The organism is Dorea sp. AM58-8, assembly GCF_003464045.1.
In the GTDB taxonomy this organism is placed as follows: domain Bacteria; phylum Bacillota; class Clostridia; order Lachnospirales; family Lachnospiraceae; genus Claveliimonas; species Claveliimonas ammoniilytica.
Genome location: NZ_QSDM01000015.1, coordinates 1 through 16,731, shown reverse-complemented (window position 1 = coordinate 16,731; position 16,731 = coordinate 1). Strand labels below are relative to the sequence as shown.

Here is a 16,731-nt window from a genome sequence, read left to right as displayed (position 1 = left end):
ATGTCTGGAAAAAAAGATAAACCGATTGATCTCAGTAAGGTGACACCGGATGAGAAAATGAAATACGAAATTGCGGAAGAACTGGGACTTCTGGATCAGGTGCTTCAGAAAGGATGGAAGTCGCTGTCATCAAAAGAAACGGGACGAATCGGTGGATTGATCACAAAAAAGCGCAGGGAAGCGTCAAATAATCACAGAAATGTTAATTAGTATGAACTTTTCATGTCATTGCTTGCAAAGGAATAATCCTTTTGATACAATCTCCTGACAGGTGATGCTATGAGAGAGAAGATTAATGTATTAGATGTGAATATAGAGTACTGCTCGGCAAAGCAGGCATTAAAAGCAGCTGTAGAATATATGGATACACCCGCTACCAGCGTGATCGATCTGGTTACGATCGAAGCACTTATGTATGCCAGAGATGATCAGGGTTACCGGGAAGCGATCGAACAGAGTGATCTGGTGCTTCCGGGGCAGAAGGATATCCTGGAAGCGGCAGGGATTACGGATTCCAGAAGTATCCGTGAGACCGCGTCGCAGACGTTCTTAAGACTCTGGTTAAAGTATCTGCATCGGAATCACTGCAGAGTTTATTTATTAGTAGAGACAGATGAAGAGGTGGATGCGCTTACGGGATGTCTTACAGAGGAATACCGTGGCATTGCGATCGTTGGCGCAGCAAAGTGGCACCGGGCACGGAAGCGGACGATATGCTGGTGAATGCGATCAACGGTGGCGAAGCAGATTGCGTGATCGCGATACTCACGCCGCCGGTACAGGAGCAATTTATTGCCAGGAACAGAAGTCAGATCAATACGAGAGTCTGGCTTGGCGCAGGTAAACTGATGGAATTTGCATATCGCCAGAAGAGCGGCAAGGGCAAAGTGATGACATTTCTGGATCGTATGCTTTTCAGACGTGAGATAGAAAAAACAAAAAAAGAATCTTAAGATGTAAGATATGTGGACTTGGACTTAAAAGGGATTTGTACACAATGTATAGGAGATAAAAGTCTGAAGATTATCTTAAAAGCTGAGGAAATCAACAAAAATACTTGATTTCCTCTTTCTTTTTTTGTTGATATGTATTAAGATAAAAAATAGTAATATGCAGAACTAGGCAAATGTATACGTCAGATATTGTGAAAAATGCATATTGAAATCAATGGAGGAGATGGACTATGATATCTAATCAGATACTTCAAAACACAATTGATGGTTTGAAGGAGATCACCAGAATTGACCTGTGCGTCATGGATACCGATGGAAAAACTCTTGCAACAACATTTTCCGGGCAGGTAAGTTATGAAGAGGCGGTAATGGCATTTGCGTCATCACCGGCTGACAGTCAGGTGATTCAGGGGTGTCAGTTTTTTAAGATTTTTGATGAACACCAACTAGAGTATATATTATTAGCAAATGGCGGAAGCGACGATGTGTATATGGTAGGCAAGCTTGCAGCATTCCAGATACAGAGTCTGCTGATTGCATACAAGGAGCGTTTTGATAAGGACAATTTTGTTAAGAATCTGTTGCTTGACAATCTGCTCCTGGTAGATATTTATAACAGAGCCAAAAAATTACATATTGACACAGAGGCTAGGCGTGTTATCTTTATTGTGGAGACGAACCATGAGAAAGACAATAGTCGTCTGGACAACATTCGCGGAATCTTAAGTGCGCGTACCAAGGATTTTATCACAGCGGTCGATGAGAAAGATATTATCATCATGAAGCAGCTTGGACTGACAGAAGGATATCCGGAGCTTGAGAAGGCAGCCGCAGAATTTTACGATGCGCTGAAGAGCGAAGGCGAGGAGAATGTAAGGATTGCTTACGGTACGATCGTTAATGATATCCGTGAAGTATCCAAATCATATAAAGAAGCGAAGCTTGCACTGGATGTCGGCAAAATATTCTTTGACGAGAAGAAGGTTATCGCGTATAGTACATTAGGTATCGGGCGATTGATCTATCAGTTGCCGATTCCGCTTTGTAAAATGTTTATCCGTGAAATTTTTGAGGGGAAATCTCCGGATGAATTTGACGAAGAGACATTGGCTACAATCAATAAGTTCTTTGAGAACAGCCTGAATGTGTCTGAGACTTCAAGACAGCTTTATATCCACCGTAATACATTGGTATATCGTCTGGACAAGCTGCAGAAGAGTACGGGACTTGATCTCAGGGTATTTGAAGATGCGATCACATTTAAGATTGCATTAATGGTAGTCAAGTACATGAAATATATGGAGTCGATGGAGTATTAAATAATTTAGGAGGAAAGTATGATTGAATTAAATGAGGTAACGAAAGAGTACTCAAAAGGGGTTGCTGCTCTGAACGGTGTCAATCTGAAGATCGAACAGGGCGAATTCGTATTTATCGTAGGTGACAGTGGTTCCGGTAAGTCTACACTGATCAAGCTGATCATGAAGGAACTGGAGCCTACATCCGGCACTATCATGGTGAACGGACAGAACCTTGAAAGATTAAAGCACAGAAAGATTCCGATGTACCGCAGAGGTCTGGGCGTTGTGTACCAGGATTTCCGTCTGCTGAAGGATCGTAATATTTATGAAAATATTGCATTTGCGCAGCGTGTCGTAGAGACACCAACACGTATCATCAAGAAGAAAGTTCCGGCGGCATTGTCTCTGGTAGGACTGGCGCAGAAGTATAAGTCATATCCGAAGGAGCTGTCCGGTGGTGAGCAGCAGCGAGTTGCTATTGCAAGAGCGATTGTGAATGAGCCGGCAATTCTTCTGGCAGATGAGCCGACAGGTAACCTGGATCCGACCAACTCATGGGAGATCATGAAGCTTCTTGAGGAGGCCAATGAGCGAGGAACAACAGTGCTTGTTGTTACGCATAACCAGGAGATTGTCAACGAGATGAAAAAGCGTGTTATTACAATGAAAAAAGGGGTCATTGTAAGCGACGAGCAAAGAGGTGGGTATAATAATGAGAATTAGTACGATCGGATATCAGACAAAACAGGGTTTTAAGAATATCGGAAGAAACAAAATGTTCTCCGTTGCGTCTATTGCGACCATGGCGGCATGTATCTTCCTGTTTGGTATATTCTTTTCAATTGTAACCAATTTCAGATACATGGTTCAGAAAGCCGAGGAAGGCGTTGCGATTACGGTATTCTTTGATGAAGAAGCAACTGATGCGCAGATCAAGAAGATCGGCGATGAGCTGAAAAGCCAGAACGGCGTATTGAAGGTGAATTTTGTATCGGCAGACGAAGCATGGGATTCCTTTAAGGACGAGTATTTCGGAGACGCCAAAGAACTGGCAGACGGATTTAAGGATGATAATCCGCTAAGCGGATCTGACAACTACGAAGTATACATGAGTGATGTGTCCAAGCAGAAAGATGTTGTATCTTATGCAGAGAAGCTGGACGGAGTGAGTAAGGTCAATAAGTCTGACGTAGTAGCGAAGACACTGACCAGCGTGAACCGACTGATCTATTATGTATCTATTGTATTAATCGGCATTCTGCTTGCAGTATCCATCTTCCTGATCAGTAATACCGTTACTATGGGTATTACCGTGCGAAGAGAAGAGATTGCGATCATGAAATATATTGGAGCAAAGGACGGATTCGTCCGGGCACCGTTTATCATCGAAGGTCTTGTGATCGGACTGATCGGTGCGGTGATTCCGCTGGTGATCCTGTACTTTGTATATGATAAGGCAGTTGCTTATGTGATGACCAAGTTCAGCCTGTTGAACAATATCATCGAGTTCCTTCCGGTAACGACAGTATACCGTACGTTACTTCCGGTCGGTCTGATCCTCGGTGTAGGTATTGGTTTCATTGGCAGTGCATTTACTATTCGTAAACATCTGAGGGTATAATTAATAAAAGTAACTTTTTAGAATTAGATGAGGGTTTGAGAAACAGATAATTAGGCAGGGGAAATTTAAGGAGAATTATTATGCAGAAAAAAAGAGTATTAAGTGTAATCTTAGCACTGACGCTTTCAATTGGGTGCGCGATTCCTGCACAGGCATCCTCAATTTCAGAGACACAGAAAAAGGGTGAAGAACTCCAGTCTCAGAAAGATTCAGCAGAAGCAGAGAAAGCCGCTCTGACCAAGCAGTTGAATGATCTGATCGATGAGATGGATAAGACGACTGAAGATATTAACACCAAGCAGGAAGAGATTGATGCGAAAGAGACCGAACTGATCCAGGCTCAGATTGATGAGAATAATCAGTACGAGAGTATGAAGAAGCGTATCAAGTACATGTATGAGAACGGTAATACACAGTTTATTGAGGTCCTTCTGGAATCTAAGTCAATCGGTGAATTCCTGAATAATGCAGAATACATTGCGCAGATTTCTGATTATGACAGACAGATGCTGAAAGAGTTCCAGCAGACAGTTCAGGATGTTGATGATCAAAAGACAGCACTGGAAACTGAGAAAGCGGAATTGGAGACATTACAGACACAGCTTCAGGATAAACAGAATGAAGTTTCAACATTGATTTCAGAGAAAGCGGATCTGATCGGTGATCTGGAAACAGCTATTGGAGAGAATGCAGCCAAATTGCAGGCATTACAGGAAGAAGCTGCAAGACAGGCGCGTGTACAGCAGGAAGCTGCTGCAGCAGCAAATAGAGGAAACAGCAGTTCCGGATCATCTGGCGGCGGAAGCTCTTCTGGTGGAAGTAGCTCCGGCGGTGGAAGTTCATCGCCTGTAGCACCAATTACACCAAGTGGAAGCGGAAGACTTAGTAATCCGTGTCCGTCAGCCTATATCAGTAGTGAGTTTGGTGGACGTACATCACCGGGTGGTATCGGAAGTACAAACCATAAAGGACGTGACTATGCAACAGGTACAGGAAGCCCGATTTATGCGGCAGCAAGCGGTACAGTTACAACTGTAAGTTATAATGTGGCAAGAGGTAATTATGTGGTGATTAACCATGGTAACGGTCTTTCTACACTGTATCAGCATTGCAGTGCAACTTATGTAAGTGCAGGACAGTCTGTAAGTGCAGGACAGAATATTGCAGCGGTAGGTACAACAGGATATTCTACTGGTCCGCATCTTCATTTTGAAGTATGGGTAAACGGCACTCCGGTTGACCCAAGACTGTATCTGTAGATCTGGTTTAGACAAGGGATTAAGGCATGAAAAATAAAAAAAGTTTTTTCAAAGGGGCGCTTACAGGCGCCCTTGCTGTATTATTAATTATGAGCATGGTTTCCTGCGGGATCAAACTACCGGGAACATCTAAGACATCAAAGAAAAGTTCATCCACATCGAACAGCGAGGAACTTCTGGATGACAGCACAAAGACGAAGCTGGAATTACTGGAACAGCTGGTAGACGAGAGTTATTCCGGTGATATTGATATGGATGATCTGCAGGAAGGACTGTACAGAGGCTATATTGACGGGCTGGGAGACAAATATTCTGTATACTACGACGAGGATGAGACCAAAGCACTGATGCAGAGTACATCTGGTGAATTTGGTGGAATTGGAGCATTATTTTCACAGGACAAAGATACAAAAGTTATTACTTTTTTGAAAGTCTATGAGGGGTCAGGTGCAGAAGAGGCCGGATTTAAGGTAGATGATATCCTATACAAAGTAGACGGCAAGGATATTTCCGGAGAGGATCTGTCTGAGGTTGTCAGTAAGATCCGCGGTGATGAAGGCACAACGGTAGAACTTACTGTACTTCGTGGTGATGATGGCGAGGAGTATACTGCCACAGTGACTCGTAAGATCGTGCAGACTGACACCGTATATCATGAGATGAAAGAGGGTAAGATCGGTTATATTCAAGTAACAGAGTTTGACGATGTTACCACAGACCAGTATAAAGAAGCCTTGGAGGATCTGGAAAATCAGGGTATGAAGGGGCTGGTTGTTGACCTGAGAAATAACCCGGGCGGTAATGTGGATACGGTTACGGATATGCTGGATCTGATGCTGCCGGAGGGAACGACTCTTTCAATTAAGGATAAGCAGGGCAAAGAATCAGTGTACGAATCAGATGATGAACATCAGTTTACTAAGCCGTTAGTAGTGCTGGTGAATGAGAACAGCGCCAGTGCATCTGAAATATTCTCCGGTGCGATCCAGACATTTGGAACCGGTGAGGTCGTAGGTACAACTACGTATGGTAAAGGTGTGGTACAGCAGATCTTTGATCTGAAAGATGGCACCAGCGTGAAGCTTACGATTGCGGAGTATCTGATCGCAGGACAGTTCGGTATCAACGGAAAAGGTGTGACTCCTGATGTGGAAGTACAGTATGAGAAGGATGCGCAGAATCCGGATCGTGATAATCAGCTTGAAAAGGCACTGGAAGAAGTTAAGAATAAGTTGTAAGGAAGGGAACGGTTTTCACCGTTCCTTTTTTTTGCGGATTGTGTTAAAGTATAGATAAATGACTGAAGACAGTGAGAAAGGAATACATGGCATGAAGGTATTAATACAAAATGGACATGTGCTGGATCCTGTGACGAGCAGGAACGGTGTATACGATGTGCTGGTAGAAGACGATAAGATCGTAAAGGTTGAAAAAGGGATAACGGCAGAGGTGGACAAGGTGATCGACGCAGAAGGATGCTACGTGATGCCTGGCTTTGTTGATCTGCATGTGCATTTCCGGGATCCGGGACTGGAATACAAAGAGACGTTAAAGACTGGCGGAGAGGCAGCGGTACACGGTGGTGTAACAACTGTATGTGCAATGCCGAACACCAAGCCGGTGATTGATAATGGTGTGAAGATCTCTGAGGTGCAGAACCGCGCAAAGAAGGAATCTAAGACCAATGTATTACAGCTTGGATCCGTAACGATCGGACAGATGGGGGAAGATCTGGCAGATATCAAAGGCATGGCAAGAGAAGGCTGTGTTGGAATCAGCGAGGATGGCAAGTCTGTAATGAATGCGTCCCTGTATCGCAAGGGAATGCGGGCAGCAAAAGAAGCAGGAATGATCGTATTTGCTCACTGTGAAGATATTACGATGGTAGAAGGCGGTGTGATGAACGCCGATGCCAGGGCTGAAGAACTGGGACTTAAAGGCATCACCAATGCAGTTGAAGATGTGATCGTGGCAAGAGATATTCTGCTTGCGAAAGAGACAGGAGTACAGCTTCATCTGTGCCACTGTTCGACAGCAGACAGTGTGAAGATGCTGAGAGAAGCTAAGAAGGATGGGATCCACGTGACCGGCGAAGTATGCCCACATCATTTTATCCTCACATCAGATGATATTATCAGTGATGATGGCAATTTTAAAATGAATCCGCCGCTTCGTACACAGGCCGATGTGGATGCACTGATTGAAGGTTTGAAGGATGGCACGATGGATGTGATCGCTACTGACCATGCGCCACATGCAGCAGCAGAAAAGAATCGCAGTATGAAGCTGGCATCTTTCGGTATCGTAGGGTTGGAGACATCTGCGGCACTGACCTATACGGAGCTTGTGGATAAAGGCATTCTGACACCGATGCAGATGGTGGAAAAGATGAGCACCAATCCGGCGAAGATTCTGGGACTTACAGACAAAGGTTCCGTATCCGAGGGTAAGACTGCTGATTTGGTTATTTTCGATCCACGTAAAGAATATGAGATCGATAAGAATACATTTTTCTCAAAAGGGAAAAATACACCGTTCCATGGATGGAAGGTGAAAGGAGAAGTGGCCTGCACGATGGTAGGCGGCAAAGTCGTATATGAAGGAGGACAAATCATTGATTAACAAACTGGTTGAGAATATTAAGAAGACAGGAGCACCGATTGTAGTAGGATTAGATCCGATGCTGAACTATGTGCCGGAGCATGTGCAGAAAAAGGCATTTGCAGAATATGGAGAGACACTGGAAGGAGCTGCTGAGGCAATCTGGCAGTTCAATAAGGAGATCGTAGATAAGACATATGATCTGATTCCGGCAGTTAAGCCACAGATCGCAATGTATGAGCAGTTTGGAGTGCCGGGACTTGTGGCATTTAAGAAGACGGTTGATTACTGTAAGTCAAAAGGACTGGTTGTGATCGGTGATGTGAAGCGCGGTGATATCGGTTCAACATCAGCAGCATACGCAGTAGGACATCTGGGACATGTGCAGGTAGGAAAGAATCGTTACGCCGGATTTGACGAAGACTTTGCAACGGTTAACCCATATCTGGGATCTGACGGTATCAATCCGTTTATCGATGTATGTAAAGAAGAGAAGAAGGGATTGTTTATCCTGGTTAAGACATCCAACCCTTCCAGCGGTGAGTTCCAGGATCGTCTGATCGATGGCAGACCGCTGTACGAACTGGTAGGCGAGAAGGTAGCCGCCTGGGGCGAAGAGTGCATGGGTGATGAGTACAGCTACATCGGAGCCGTAGTAGGAGCAACTTATCCGGAAATGGGTAAAGTTCTGAGAAAGATTATGCCGAAGGCTTATATTCTGGTACCGGGTTATGGTGCACAGGGTGGTAAAGGCAAGGATCTGGTTCACTTTTTCAATGAAGATGGATTGGGCGCAATTGTGAATTCCTCCAGAGGAATCATTGCCGCATATAAGCAGGAACAGTACGCAAAATTCGGTGCAGAGAACTTTGGTGATGCATCCAGAGCTGCAGTAGAGGCGATGATTGCTGATATTGGCGGAGCACTGAATAACCGCTAGAGCTTATTGGCGTGAAAAAGTTTCAGAATAGAATCTGATAGGAGAATTATAATGAGCAGAAAGAAAGAGATGGCGACAGTATTGTCTCAGGAAATGCTGGCAGAAGGCATTTTCAGCCTGTGGCTGGAGACTTCCGCAGCGGCAGAAGCTAAGCCTGGACAGTTTCTGTCTATATATACAAATGACGGTACAAAGCTTCTTCCTAGACCGATCAGTATCTGTGAGATCGACAAGGAAAAGGGAGCACTCCGTATGGTGTACCGTGTGACCGGTGAGAAGACCGGTACAAAGCAGTTTTCAGAGCTGAAAGCGGGAGACCAGATCCCGGTGATCGGACCAATGGGTAATGGATTCCCATTAGAAGAAGCAAAGGGTAAAAAAGCATTCCTTATGGGCGGAGGTATTGGTGTGCCTCCGATCCTGGAGCTTGCCAGAGAGGTCGACTGCGCAGAGAAGCAGATCGTAGTCGGCTACCGTGATGCACATACTTTCTTAAAAGAAGAATTTGAACAGAATGGAAAGCTATATATCGCAACAGAAGATGGCAGCGTGGGCACAAAGGGCAATGTCATGGATGCGATCCGCGAGCAGGCGCTGGATGCAGAGGTAATCTTTGCGTGCGGACCAATGCCGATGCTCCGTGCGATTAAAGCTTATGCGGAAGAGAATGGCATTCTCTGCTACATTTCCCTGGAAGAGCGTATGGCGTGTGGTATCGGAGCCTGTCTTGGCTGTGTATGCAAGACGAAGGATGTAGATGCCCACAGCAATGTGCATAACAAGCGTGTCTGCAAGGACGGACCGGTATTCTTATCTACGGAGGTGGAGATCTGATGAATATGGCAGTGAATATAGCCGGAGTAGAATGGAAGAATCCGGTAACAACCGCATCCGGAACCTTTGGATCCGGAGAAGAATTTTCAGAATTTGTAGATCTGAACCGCCTGGGCGCAGTAACGACCAAGGGGGTAGCGAATGTGCCATGGCCGGGTAATCCGACACCGCGTGTGGCAGAAGTGTACGGCGGCATGATGAATGCCATCGGTCTGCAGAATCCGGGCATTGATCTGTTCTGTAAGCGTGACATTCCGTTCCTGCGTAAATATGATACAAAAATTATTGTGAATGTATGTGGCAAATCCGAGCAGGATTACTGTGAAGTCGTAGAGCGTCTGGGAGATGAAGACGTGGATATGCTGGAGATTAATATCTCCTGTCCGAATGTCAAAGAGGGCGGTATCGCATTTGGTCAGAATCCAAAGGCGGCGGAAAGTATTACCAAAGCAGTGAAAAAATACGCGAAACAGCCGGTTATCATGAAGCTGAGTCCGAATGTGACCGATATTACAGAGATGGCAAGAGCCGTCGAGGCAGGTGGAGCTGATGTAGTATCGCTGATCAATACACTTACAGGAATGAAGATTGATATCAACCGTAAGACATTTGCCATTGCTAATAAGACCGGCGGTATGTCAGGCCCGGCAGTGCATCCGATCGCTGTGCGCATGGTATATCAGGTGGCACAGGCAGTGAAGCTTCCAATTATTGGTATGGGAGGCATTGCTTCAGCAGAAGATGCCATTGAGATGATTCTTGCAGGAGCAAGTGCAGTATCGGTAGGTACTGCTAATTTCCATAATCCGGCAGTGACGATGGAGATCGTAGATGGCATTGAGAAATACATGCAGGCACAGGGATTTGATAGTGTGGCGGACATGGTCGGTATTGTGAAATAATATCGCAGATACATAGCAAAGACTTATTATAGAGACAGGAGGAAAAGACATGGAGATCAGAGAAGGATATATGCCATTTTTAGAGTATAAGACATATTATCGTGTTGTTGGTAAGAATACTGGTAATAAGAAGCCGTTAGTGCTGCTGCACGGTGGACCTGGATCTACTCATAACTATTTTGAAGTACTGGACCGTATTGCGGAAGAGGACGGAAGACAGCTGGTAATGTATGATCAGATTGGCTGTGGCAATTCTTATGTGGAGAATCGACCGGATCTGTGGAATTCCAAAGTGTGGATCGAAGAGCTGATCGAGCTTCGTAAGCATCTTGGCCTGGATGAGATCCATCTGCTTGGACAGTCATGGGGAGGTATGCAGACGCTGGAGTATGTGTGCAATTACAAGCCAGAAGGACTGAAGAGTATCATTCTGTCCAGCACTTTGCCGGCATCATGGCTGTGGGCGGAAGAGGCACAGCGTATGATCGCGCAGATGCCACAGGATATGCAGGATGCTATTAAGAAAGCAACCGAGTCCGGCGATTACAGCAGTCCGGAATATCAGGCAGCAGAGGCTGAGTACATGCGTCAGCATTGTGCAGGAGAAGTGACAGAGAATGATCCGGAATGCCTGAGACGTCCGAAAAAGGCCGGAAGAGAATCTTACGTAGTAGGATGGGGACCGAACGAATTTACTCCATTAGGAACACTGAAGGATTACGATGTGATCGATCAGCTTGGCGACATCAAAGAGCCTGCACTGATTATCAACGGAGGTAATGATCTCTGTACACCATATGTTGCTAAATTCATGTACGACCGTATCCCGAATTCTGAGTGGGAACTGTTCCGTACCTGCAGACATATGTGCTTCGTAGAGGACAATGACCACTACGTAGAAGTGTTAAAGAAGTGGATGAATAAGAACGATTAATCATCCGGAAGATTATAATAAAAAGTATAATTCAGAAAAGAGGCAATTATCATGACGATACCAGAGAAGTTACAGGCACTCCGTGCCGTGATGAAAGCAAATGGAATTGATATCTATGTTGTTCCGACAGATGACTTTCATCAGAGTGAATATGTAGGTGAGCATTTTAAAGCGAGAGCATATATTACAGGATTTACAGGATCAGCCGGAACAGCAGTGATCACACTGGACGAAGCAGGACTGTGGACAGATGGAAGATATTTCCTGCAGGCTGGCAAGCAGTTAGAAGGCACTACGATTACTCTGCGTAAAATGGGTGAGCCGGGCGTGCCGACAATTCCGGAATATCTTGCAGAAGCATTACCGACAGGCGGTACACTGGGAGTAGATGGAAGAGTTATTTCCGTGAATACAGGAGATGAGTATGAGAAGATCGCTGCAGATAAGGGTGGCAAGATCCAGTATCATCAGGATCTCATCGATCAGATCTGGACAGACAGACCGGAGCTTTCCAGAGAGCCGGTATTTGCACTTGGCGTTGAATATGCAGGTGAGACCACAGAGAGCAAACTTACAAGAATCCGTGAAGAGATGAAGAAGAATCATGCAGACAAACATGTGCTTACTACACTGGATGACATCTGCTGGACATTGAATATTCGTGGAAATGATGTGGAATTCTTCCCGTTGGTACTGTCTTATGCAGTGATCACCATGGACAGCATGGAGCTGTATATCGATGAGAGTAAGCTGGATGATGAACTGAAAGCATCGCTTAGTAAAGACGGCGTTCATTTACATCCGTATAATGATATATATGAGGATATTAAGAAGCTCGATGCAGATACCACACTGCTTCTTGATAAGGTAAGATTGAACTATGCATTGTATAAAAATATTCCAGAGCAGGTAACGATCGTTGATGTACAGAATCCAGAGATTCTGTTTAAAGCTCTGAAAAATGAAACAGAGATTGAGAATATCCGCAAAGCGCAGATCAAGGACAGTATTGCGCATGTTCGCTTTATGAAATGGGTCAAAGAGAATGTTAACAAGCAGGAGATCACAGAGATCAGTGCATCCGATAAGCTGGATGAGTTTCGTGCGGAAATGGGTAATTTTCTTCGCCCAAGCTTTGATCCGATCAGCGCTTACGGTGAACACGGCGCGATCGTACATTATTCTTCTACACCGGAGACCAATATTCAGGTAAAAGAGGGAAGTCTGTTGCTTATGGATACAGGAGCAGGATTCTACGAAGGATCTACCGATGTGACCAGAACCTATGCACTGGGTGAGATTCCGCAGTACATGAAAGATGATTTCACACTGGTGGCAATCAGTAACCTGTGTCTGGCTGATGCCAGGTTCAAAGAAGGTATCAGCGGTGCCAACCTGGATTATCTGGCGAGAAGACCATTCTGGGAGAGAAATATGGACTTCAATCATGGAACAGGACATGGCGTAGGGTATCTGCTTAATGTACACGAAGGTCCTGCCGGATTTCACTGGAGAACTCGCGGCAATAGTATTTGCCCATTCCAGAAAGGTATGGTAATCACAGACGAGCCTGGTATCTATATCGAAGGTTCACATGGTATTCGTCTGGAGAATGAAGTACTGGTATGTGAAGGCGAGAAGAATGAGTATGGTCAGTTCCTGCACTTCGAGATCATCACATTGATTCCATTTGACCTGGATGCGATCAATCCGGATATCATGACGGAGTCGGAGAAGAAGCTGCTGAATCAGTATCATGCGAAAGTATACGAGACACTGGCACCACATCTTACAGAAGAAGAGGCTGAGTGGCTGAAGAAATACACAAGAGAGATTTAAATAAATCCAAAACAAATCCGCTGTGCCGATATCTTAATTATCAGTACAGCGGATTTAAACCACTTCGTCCATTGGACTAACCTCCTGTTTAATTATTTATCTATCTTAAACTATCTGCAATAGTGTAATGTGGTAATTTCTTATTTTCTTTTTTATTCTAATGTGTTAGCACATTCTACTTTACCGTTTACCTGTTATTCATATAATTTAGATAGATTCTTTGAAGTGTCTACTTAGTACATTGGACCATACCTCGTTTCATAAATTTTACGTTCTAAATTGGATTTACGTTTTTGGTGGTCTGTCCTCCTTTTCGTTAGATTTTTATTTTCTTTAGGTATTTCCTTTTGTTGAGTCTATAATATCTCATTACTTGCAAAATGTCAATAGAAAAATCAAATTTATTTTAAGAAAAAGTAAAATAAAGAAATAAAATAGAATAAATGAATGAATATTCTGAAAATTAAGAGCCGAAAATTAACATTGTTATTAGTTGCTACGATGGATAAAAGGATTGTTATGGCAGTGACGAATGTACTTCATTGAAGCATATATAAATGTGTGTTATGATTGTTATGTTTAATATGGTATGAAAAGTGGATATCTGGGGGGCAAAGATTGCAGGGATGTATGAGGACAGTAAAAGTTCCCGACTGTGACACTATAAGCGTGCGAGGTGAAGGATATGAGAGAGGCACGACATATGGACAAAAAAATAAAAAAGGCAATTGCAGAAGTGGTTCAGATTTTATTTGGAACAGGCTTGTTTGGTCTGGCTGTAAATCAGTTGATTCTTCCGTTCGGTCTGTACAACACTGGATTTTTGGGGATTGCTCAGGTTATTGTGAGCGTACTTGCGGATGTAACGAGGATATATAGAGGTTCCTTTGATCTGGTCAGTCCGATTTTTTTAATGATCAATATTCCGGCATTTCTGCTTGGGTTATTTCTAATGGGCAAAAAATTCATGGTGAAGACGATCTTTGCGACCATCATGTATTCTGTTTGGATGATGATTCTTCCGGCACCGGAACATGCAATTGTATCAGATCCGTTGACAGCATGTTTGCTGGGTGGTATTCTGACCGGAATCGGAGTGGGCATTGTGTTGACAACCGGAGCTGCCGGAGGAGGACAGGATATCGTGGGAATGTGTATTACAGAGCGCAATCCCAAGGCGTCTGTTGGCATCATGTACATTATTATTAACCTGTTTGTGTACGGATGCTGTTATTTCATTTATGATATGGAACGTGTTATTTATTCGCTGATCTATACGACATTGATGGCACTGGTACTTGATCGTTATCATAAAAGAAATATTCTTGTTGGCGTTATGGTATTTACCAAAAAAGAAAATGTATCTATCGGTATCATGGAAAATGTGCACAGGGGAGTTACTCGTTGGGATGGCATGGGATGCTATACAGATGAGGAGACAAAAGTGTACTATTCAGTCGCGAATAAGTATGAACTTCCTGCCTTGAAACAGGAGATTCACAAGATTGACCCAGACGCGTTTATTGTCTGTACGGAAAATGTGCAGGTGGATGGTAAATTTGCAAAACGTCTGAGTGATTAGAGGATGTATATAAAAACAGGATAAAGGGTTGGAAAATTAGGAGATAGAAATGATTTTAAATGTAAAGAATCTTACGCACGGTTTTGGTGACCGTGCGATATTTTCAGATGTATCTTTCAGACTTCTGAAAGGAGAACATATCGGACTTATTGGTGCAAATGGTGAGGGAAAGTCTACCTTTATGAATATCATAACGGGAAAGCTTATGCCGGATGAAGGTACGATCGAATGGGCAAAACATATTCGTGTGGGTTATCTGGATCAGCATGCAGTGCTGGAAAAGGGTATGACAATCAGGGATGTATTAAATTCTGCATTTGCATATCTGTTTGATATGGAAACAGCTATGAATGAGATGTATGAAAAAATGGCAACAGCAGATGAGGAAGAGATGCAGTATCTGATGGAAGAAACCAGTACTTATCAGGAACTTCTGGAGCATCATGATTTTTATATGATCGATGCAAAGGTCAGTGAAGTGGGACGTGCACTCGGTCTGGAAGATATCGGGCTGGACAGAGATGTAACAGAACTGTCCGGAGGTCAGCGTACAAAGGTATTGATGGCAAAACTTCTGTTAGAAAAACCGGATATCCTGCTTCTTGATGAGCCTACTAACTATCTTGATGAGAGTCATATTGAATGGTTGAAGCGTTATCTGAACGAATATGAAAATGCATTTATCCTGATTTCTCATGATATTCCATTTTTGAACAGCGTAATCAATATCATTTATCATATGGAGAATCAGTCACTGGATCGTTATCCGGGAGATTATGACCATTTTCAGGAAGTATATGCTGCAAAAAAGGCGCAGCTTGAAGCTGCCTATAGAAAACAGCAACAGGAGATCAGTGAACTGAATGATTTTATTGCCAGAAATAAGGCGCGTGTTGCAACAAGAAATATGGCAATGGCGAGAAAGAAAAAGCTGGATAAAATGGAAGTGATCGAGCTTGTAAAAGAAAAACCAAAGCCGGAATTTAATTTCAAGCGCGGTCGTACTTCAGGTAAATTGATTTTTGAGACAAAAGATCTTGTGATTGGTTACGATGAGCCATTGTCCAGACCGTTGAATATTAGTGTGGAACGCGGAGAGAAGATTGCACTGGTCGGCGCAAATGGAATTGGTAAGACAACACTATTGAAGAGCATCCTGGGATTAGTAAAACCATATTCCGGTGAAGTAGAGCTGGGGGATTACCAGATGATCGGTTATTTTGAACAGGAATCTGATCCGAATAATGCAACGACATGTATTGAAGAAATCTGGAAAGAGTTCCCATCATGGAATCAGTATGAGGTGCGCTCTGCACTTGCCAAATGCGGTCTGACTACAAAACACATTGAAAGCCAGGTGCGTGTTCTCAGCGGCGGCGAGCAGGCAAAAGTACGTCTTTGCAAGATATTAAATGTAGAGACAAATATTCTTTTGCTGGATGAGCCTACCAATCATCTGGATGTGGATGCAAAAGAAGAACTGAAAAGGGCGCTTCGGGAATATAAGGGAACGATTCTTCTGATCTGTCATGAACCGGAGTTTTATCAGGATATCGTGACAGATGTGTGGAATTGTCAGGAGTGGTCAACAAAAATCTAACTATATAGATAAGAAATAAGATAGTAAGTGGAACTGAATTGTCTAAGTTGTCTAAATTAAATAAATATTAAAAACAATATTGACAATTCGGCTTCCGCTGTGCTATATTATACAAGCTGTCGCGTGAGACAGGGCTGAGAAGTACCGCTGTCCATGAGACACAACCAAAAATCCGGAATATATGAAATGAAAAAAGTTGTTGACAAATGTCGATGAACATGATATTCTAGATAAGCTGTTTCGAGCGAGTACACACCGCTGAAACAACAAAAATAAAAAAGTTGTTGACAAGCGACGAAAGATGTGATAATCTATTAAAGCTGTCGCAAACGACAACACAAAGAACTTTGATAACTGAACAATAG

General features: G+C 43.6%; 16 protein-coding genes. All 16 read left to right on the top strand.

The window, feature by feature from the left end:
• The 16 genes from DXA18_RS11160 (at nt 1) to DXA18_RS11085 (ending at nt 16,366) form a co-directional block, all read left to right on the top strand.
• Entirely contained in the window at nt 1-210 is a 210-nt protein-coding gene (locus DXA18_RS11160) for a small, acid-soluble spore protein, alpha/beta type (RefSeq protein ID WP_118383948.1), read from the top strand.
• Between the two features lie 69 nt (nt 211-279).
• Nucleotides 280-723, top strand: coding sequence for a hypothetical protein (locus DXA18_RS11155; protein ID WP_118383947.1), 444 nt, complete (start codon nt 280-282; stop codon nt 721-723).
• A complete protein-coding gene (locus DXA18_RS11150) occupies nt 714-953 on the top strand; it encodes a WecB/TagA/CpsF family glycosyltransferase (protein ID WP_158567125.1) in 240 nt (79 codons plus the stop codon). Before DXA18_RS11155 ends, DXA18_RS11150 begins: the two co-directional genes overlap by 10 nt.
• A gap of 230 nt (nt 954-1,183) precedes the next feature.
• The gene (locus tag DXA18_RS11145) at nt 1,184-2,272 is read left to right on the top strand and encodes a PucR family transcriptional regulator (protein WP_118383945.1); all 1,089 of its coding nucleotides are present in this window, start codon (nt 1,184-1,186) and stop codon (nt 2,270-2,272) included.
• A gap of 18 nt (nt 2,273-2,290) precedes the next feature.
• Nucleotides 2,291-2,977 carry a cell division ATP-binding protein FtsE gene (gene ftsE / locus DXA18_RS11140; RefSeq protein ID WP_118383944.1) on the top strand — a complete coding sequence of 229 codons (687 nt, stop codon included), beginning with the start codon at nt 2,291-2,293 and terminating at the stop codon, nt 2,975-2,977.
• Entirely contained in the window at nt 2,967-3,875 is a 909-nt protein-coding gene (gene ftsX, locus DXA18_RS11135; RefSeq protein WP_118383943.1) for a permease-like cell division protein FtsX, read from the top strand. The genes ftsE and ftsX overlap by 11 nt, the downstream gene beginning before the upstream one ends.
• 80 nt (nt 3,876-3,955) lie before the next feature.
• The gene (locus tag DXA18_RS11130) at nt 3,956-5,134 is read left to right on the top strand and encodes a murein hydrolase activator EnvC family protein (RefSeq protein WP_330424554.1); all 1,179 of its coding nucleotides are present in this window, start codon (nt 3,956-3,958) and stop codon (nt 5,132-5,134) included.
• Between the two features lie 26 nt (nt 5,135-5,160).
• Complete coding sequence (locus DXA18_RS11125) at nt 5,161-6,372, top strand: S41 family peptidase (RefSeq protein WP_118383941.1); 1,212 nt, start codon at nt 5,161-5,163, stop codon at nt 6,370-6,372.
• Nucleotides 6,373-6,463: 91 nt separating this feature from the next.
• Entirely contained in the window at nt 6,464-7,756 is a 1,293-nt protein-coding gene (locus DXA18_RS11120) for a dihydroorotase (RefSeq protein WP_118383940.1), read from the top strand.
• The gene (pyrF, locus tag DXA18_RS11115) at nt 7,749-8,675 is read left to right on the top strand and encodes an orotidine-5'-phosphate decarboxylase (RefSeq protein ID WP_118383939.1); all 927 of its coding nucleotides are present in this window, start codon (nt 7,749-7,751) and stop codon (nt 8,673-8,675) included. Before DXA18_RS11120 ends, pyrF begins: the two co-directional genes overlap by 8 nt.
• Before the next feature lie 51 nt (nt 8,676-8,726).
• Nucleotides 8,727-9,509 (top strand): dihydroorotate dehydrogenase electron transfer subunit, encoded by a 783-nt coding sequence (locus DXA18_RS11110; protein ID WP_118383938.1) that lies wholly within the window; start codon nt 8,727-8,729, stop codon nt 9,507-9,509.
• Complete coding sequence (locus tag DXA18_RS11105) at nt 9,509-10,411, top strand: dihydroorotate dehydrogenase (RefSeq protein ID WP_118383937.1); 903 nt, start codon at nt 9,509-9,511, stop codon at nt 10,409-10,411. Before DXA18_RS11110 ends, DXA18_RS11105 begins: the two co-directional genes overlap by 1 nt.
• A 49-nt stretch (nt 10,412-10,460) precedes the next feature.
• Nucleotides 10,461-11,345: a proline iminopeptidase gene (pepI, locus tag DXA18_RS11100; protein WP_118383936.1), complete on the top strand. Its 885-nt coding sequence runs from the start codon at nt 10,461-10,463 to the stop codon at nt 11,343-11,345.
• A gap of 51 nt (nt 11,346-11,396) precedes the next feature.
• Nucleotides 11,397-13,184: an aminopeptidase P family protein gene (locus DXA18_RS11095; protein WP_118383935.1), complete on the top strand. Its 1,788-nt coding sequence runs from the start codon at nt 11,397-11,399 to the stop codon at nt 13,182-13,184.
• A gap of 703 nt (nt 13,185-13,887) precedes the next feature.
• Entirely contained in the window at nt 13,888-14,766 is an 879-nt protein-coding gene (locus DXA18_RS11090) for a YitT family protein (RefSeq protein WP_158567124.1), read from the top strand.
• 49 nt (nt 14,767-14,815) lie between these two features.
• On the top strand, nt 14,816-16,366 hold the full coding sequence (locus DXA18_RS11085) for an ABC-F family ATP-binding cassette domain-containing protein (RefSeq protein ID WP_118383933.1): 1,551 nt from the start codon (nt 14,816-14,818) through the stop codon (nt 16,364-16,366).
• Nucleotides 16,367-16,731 lie beyond the last annotated feature (365 nt).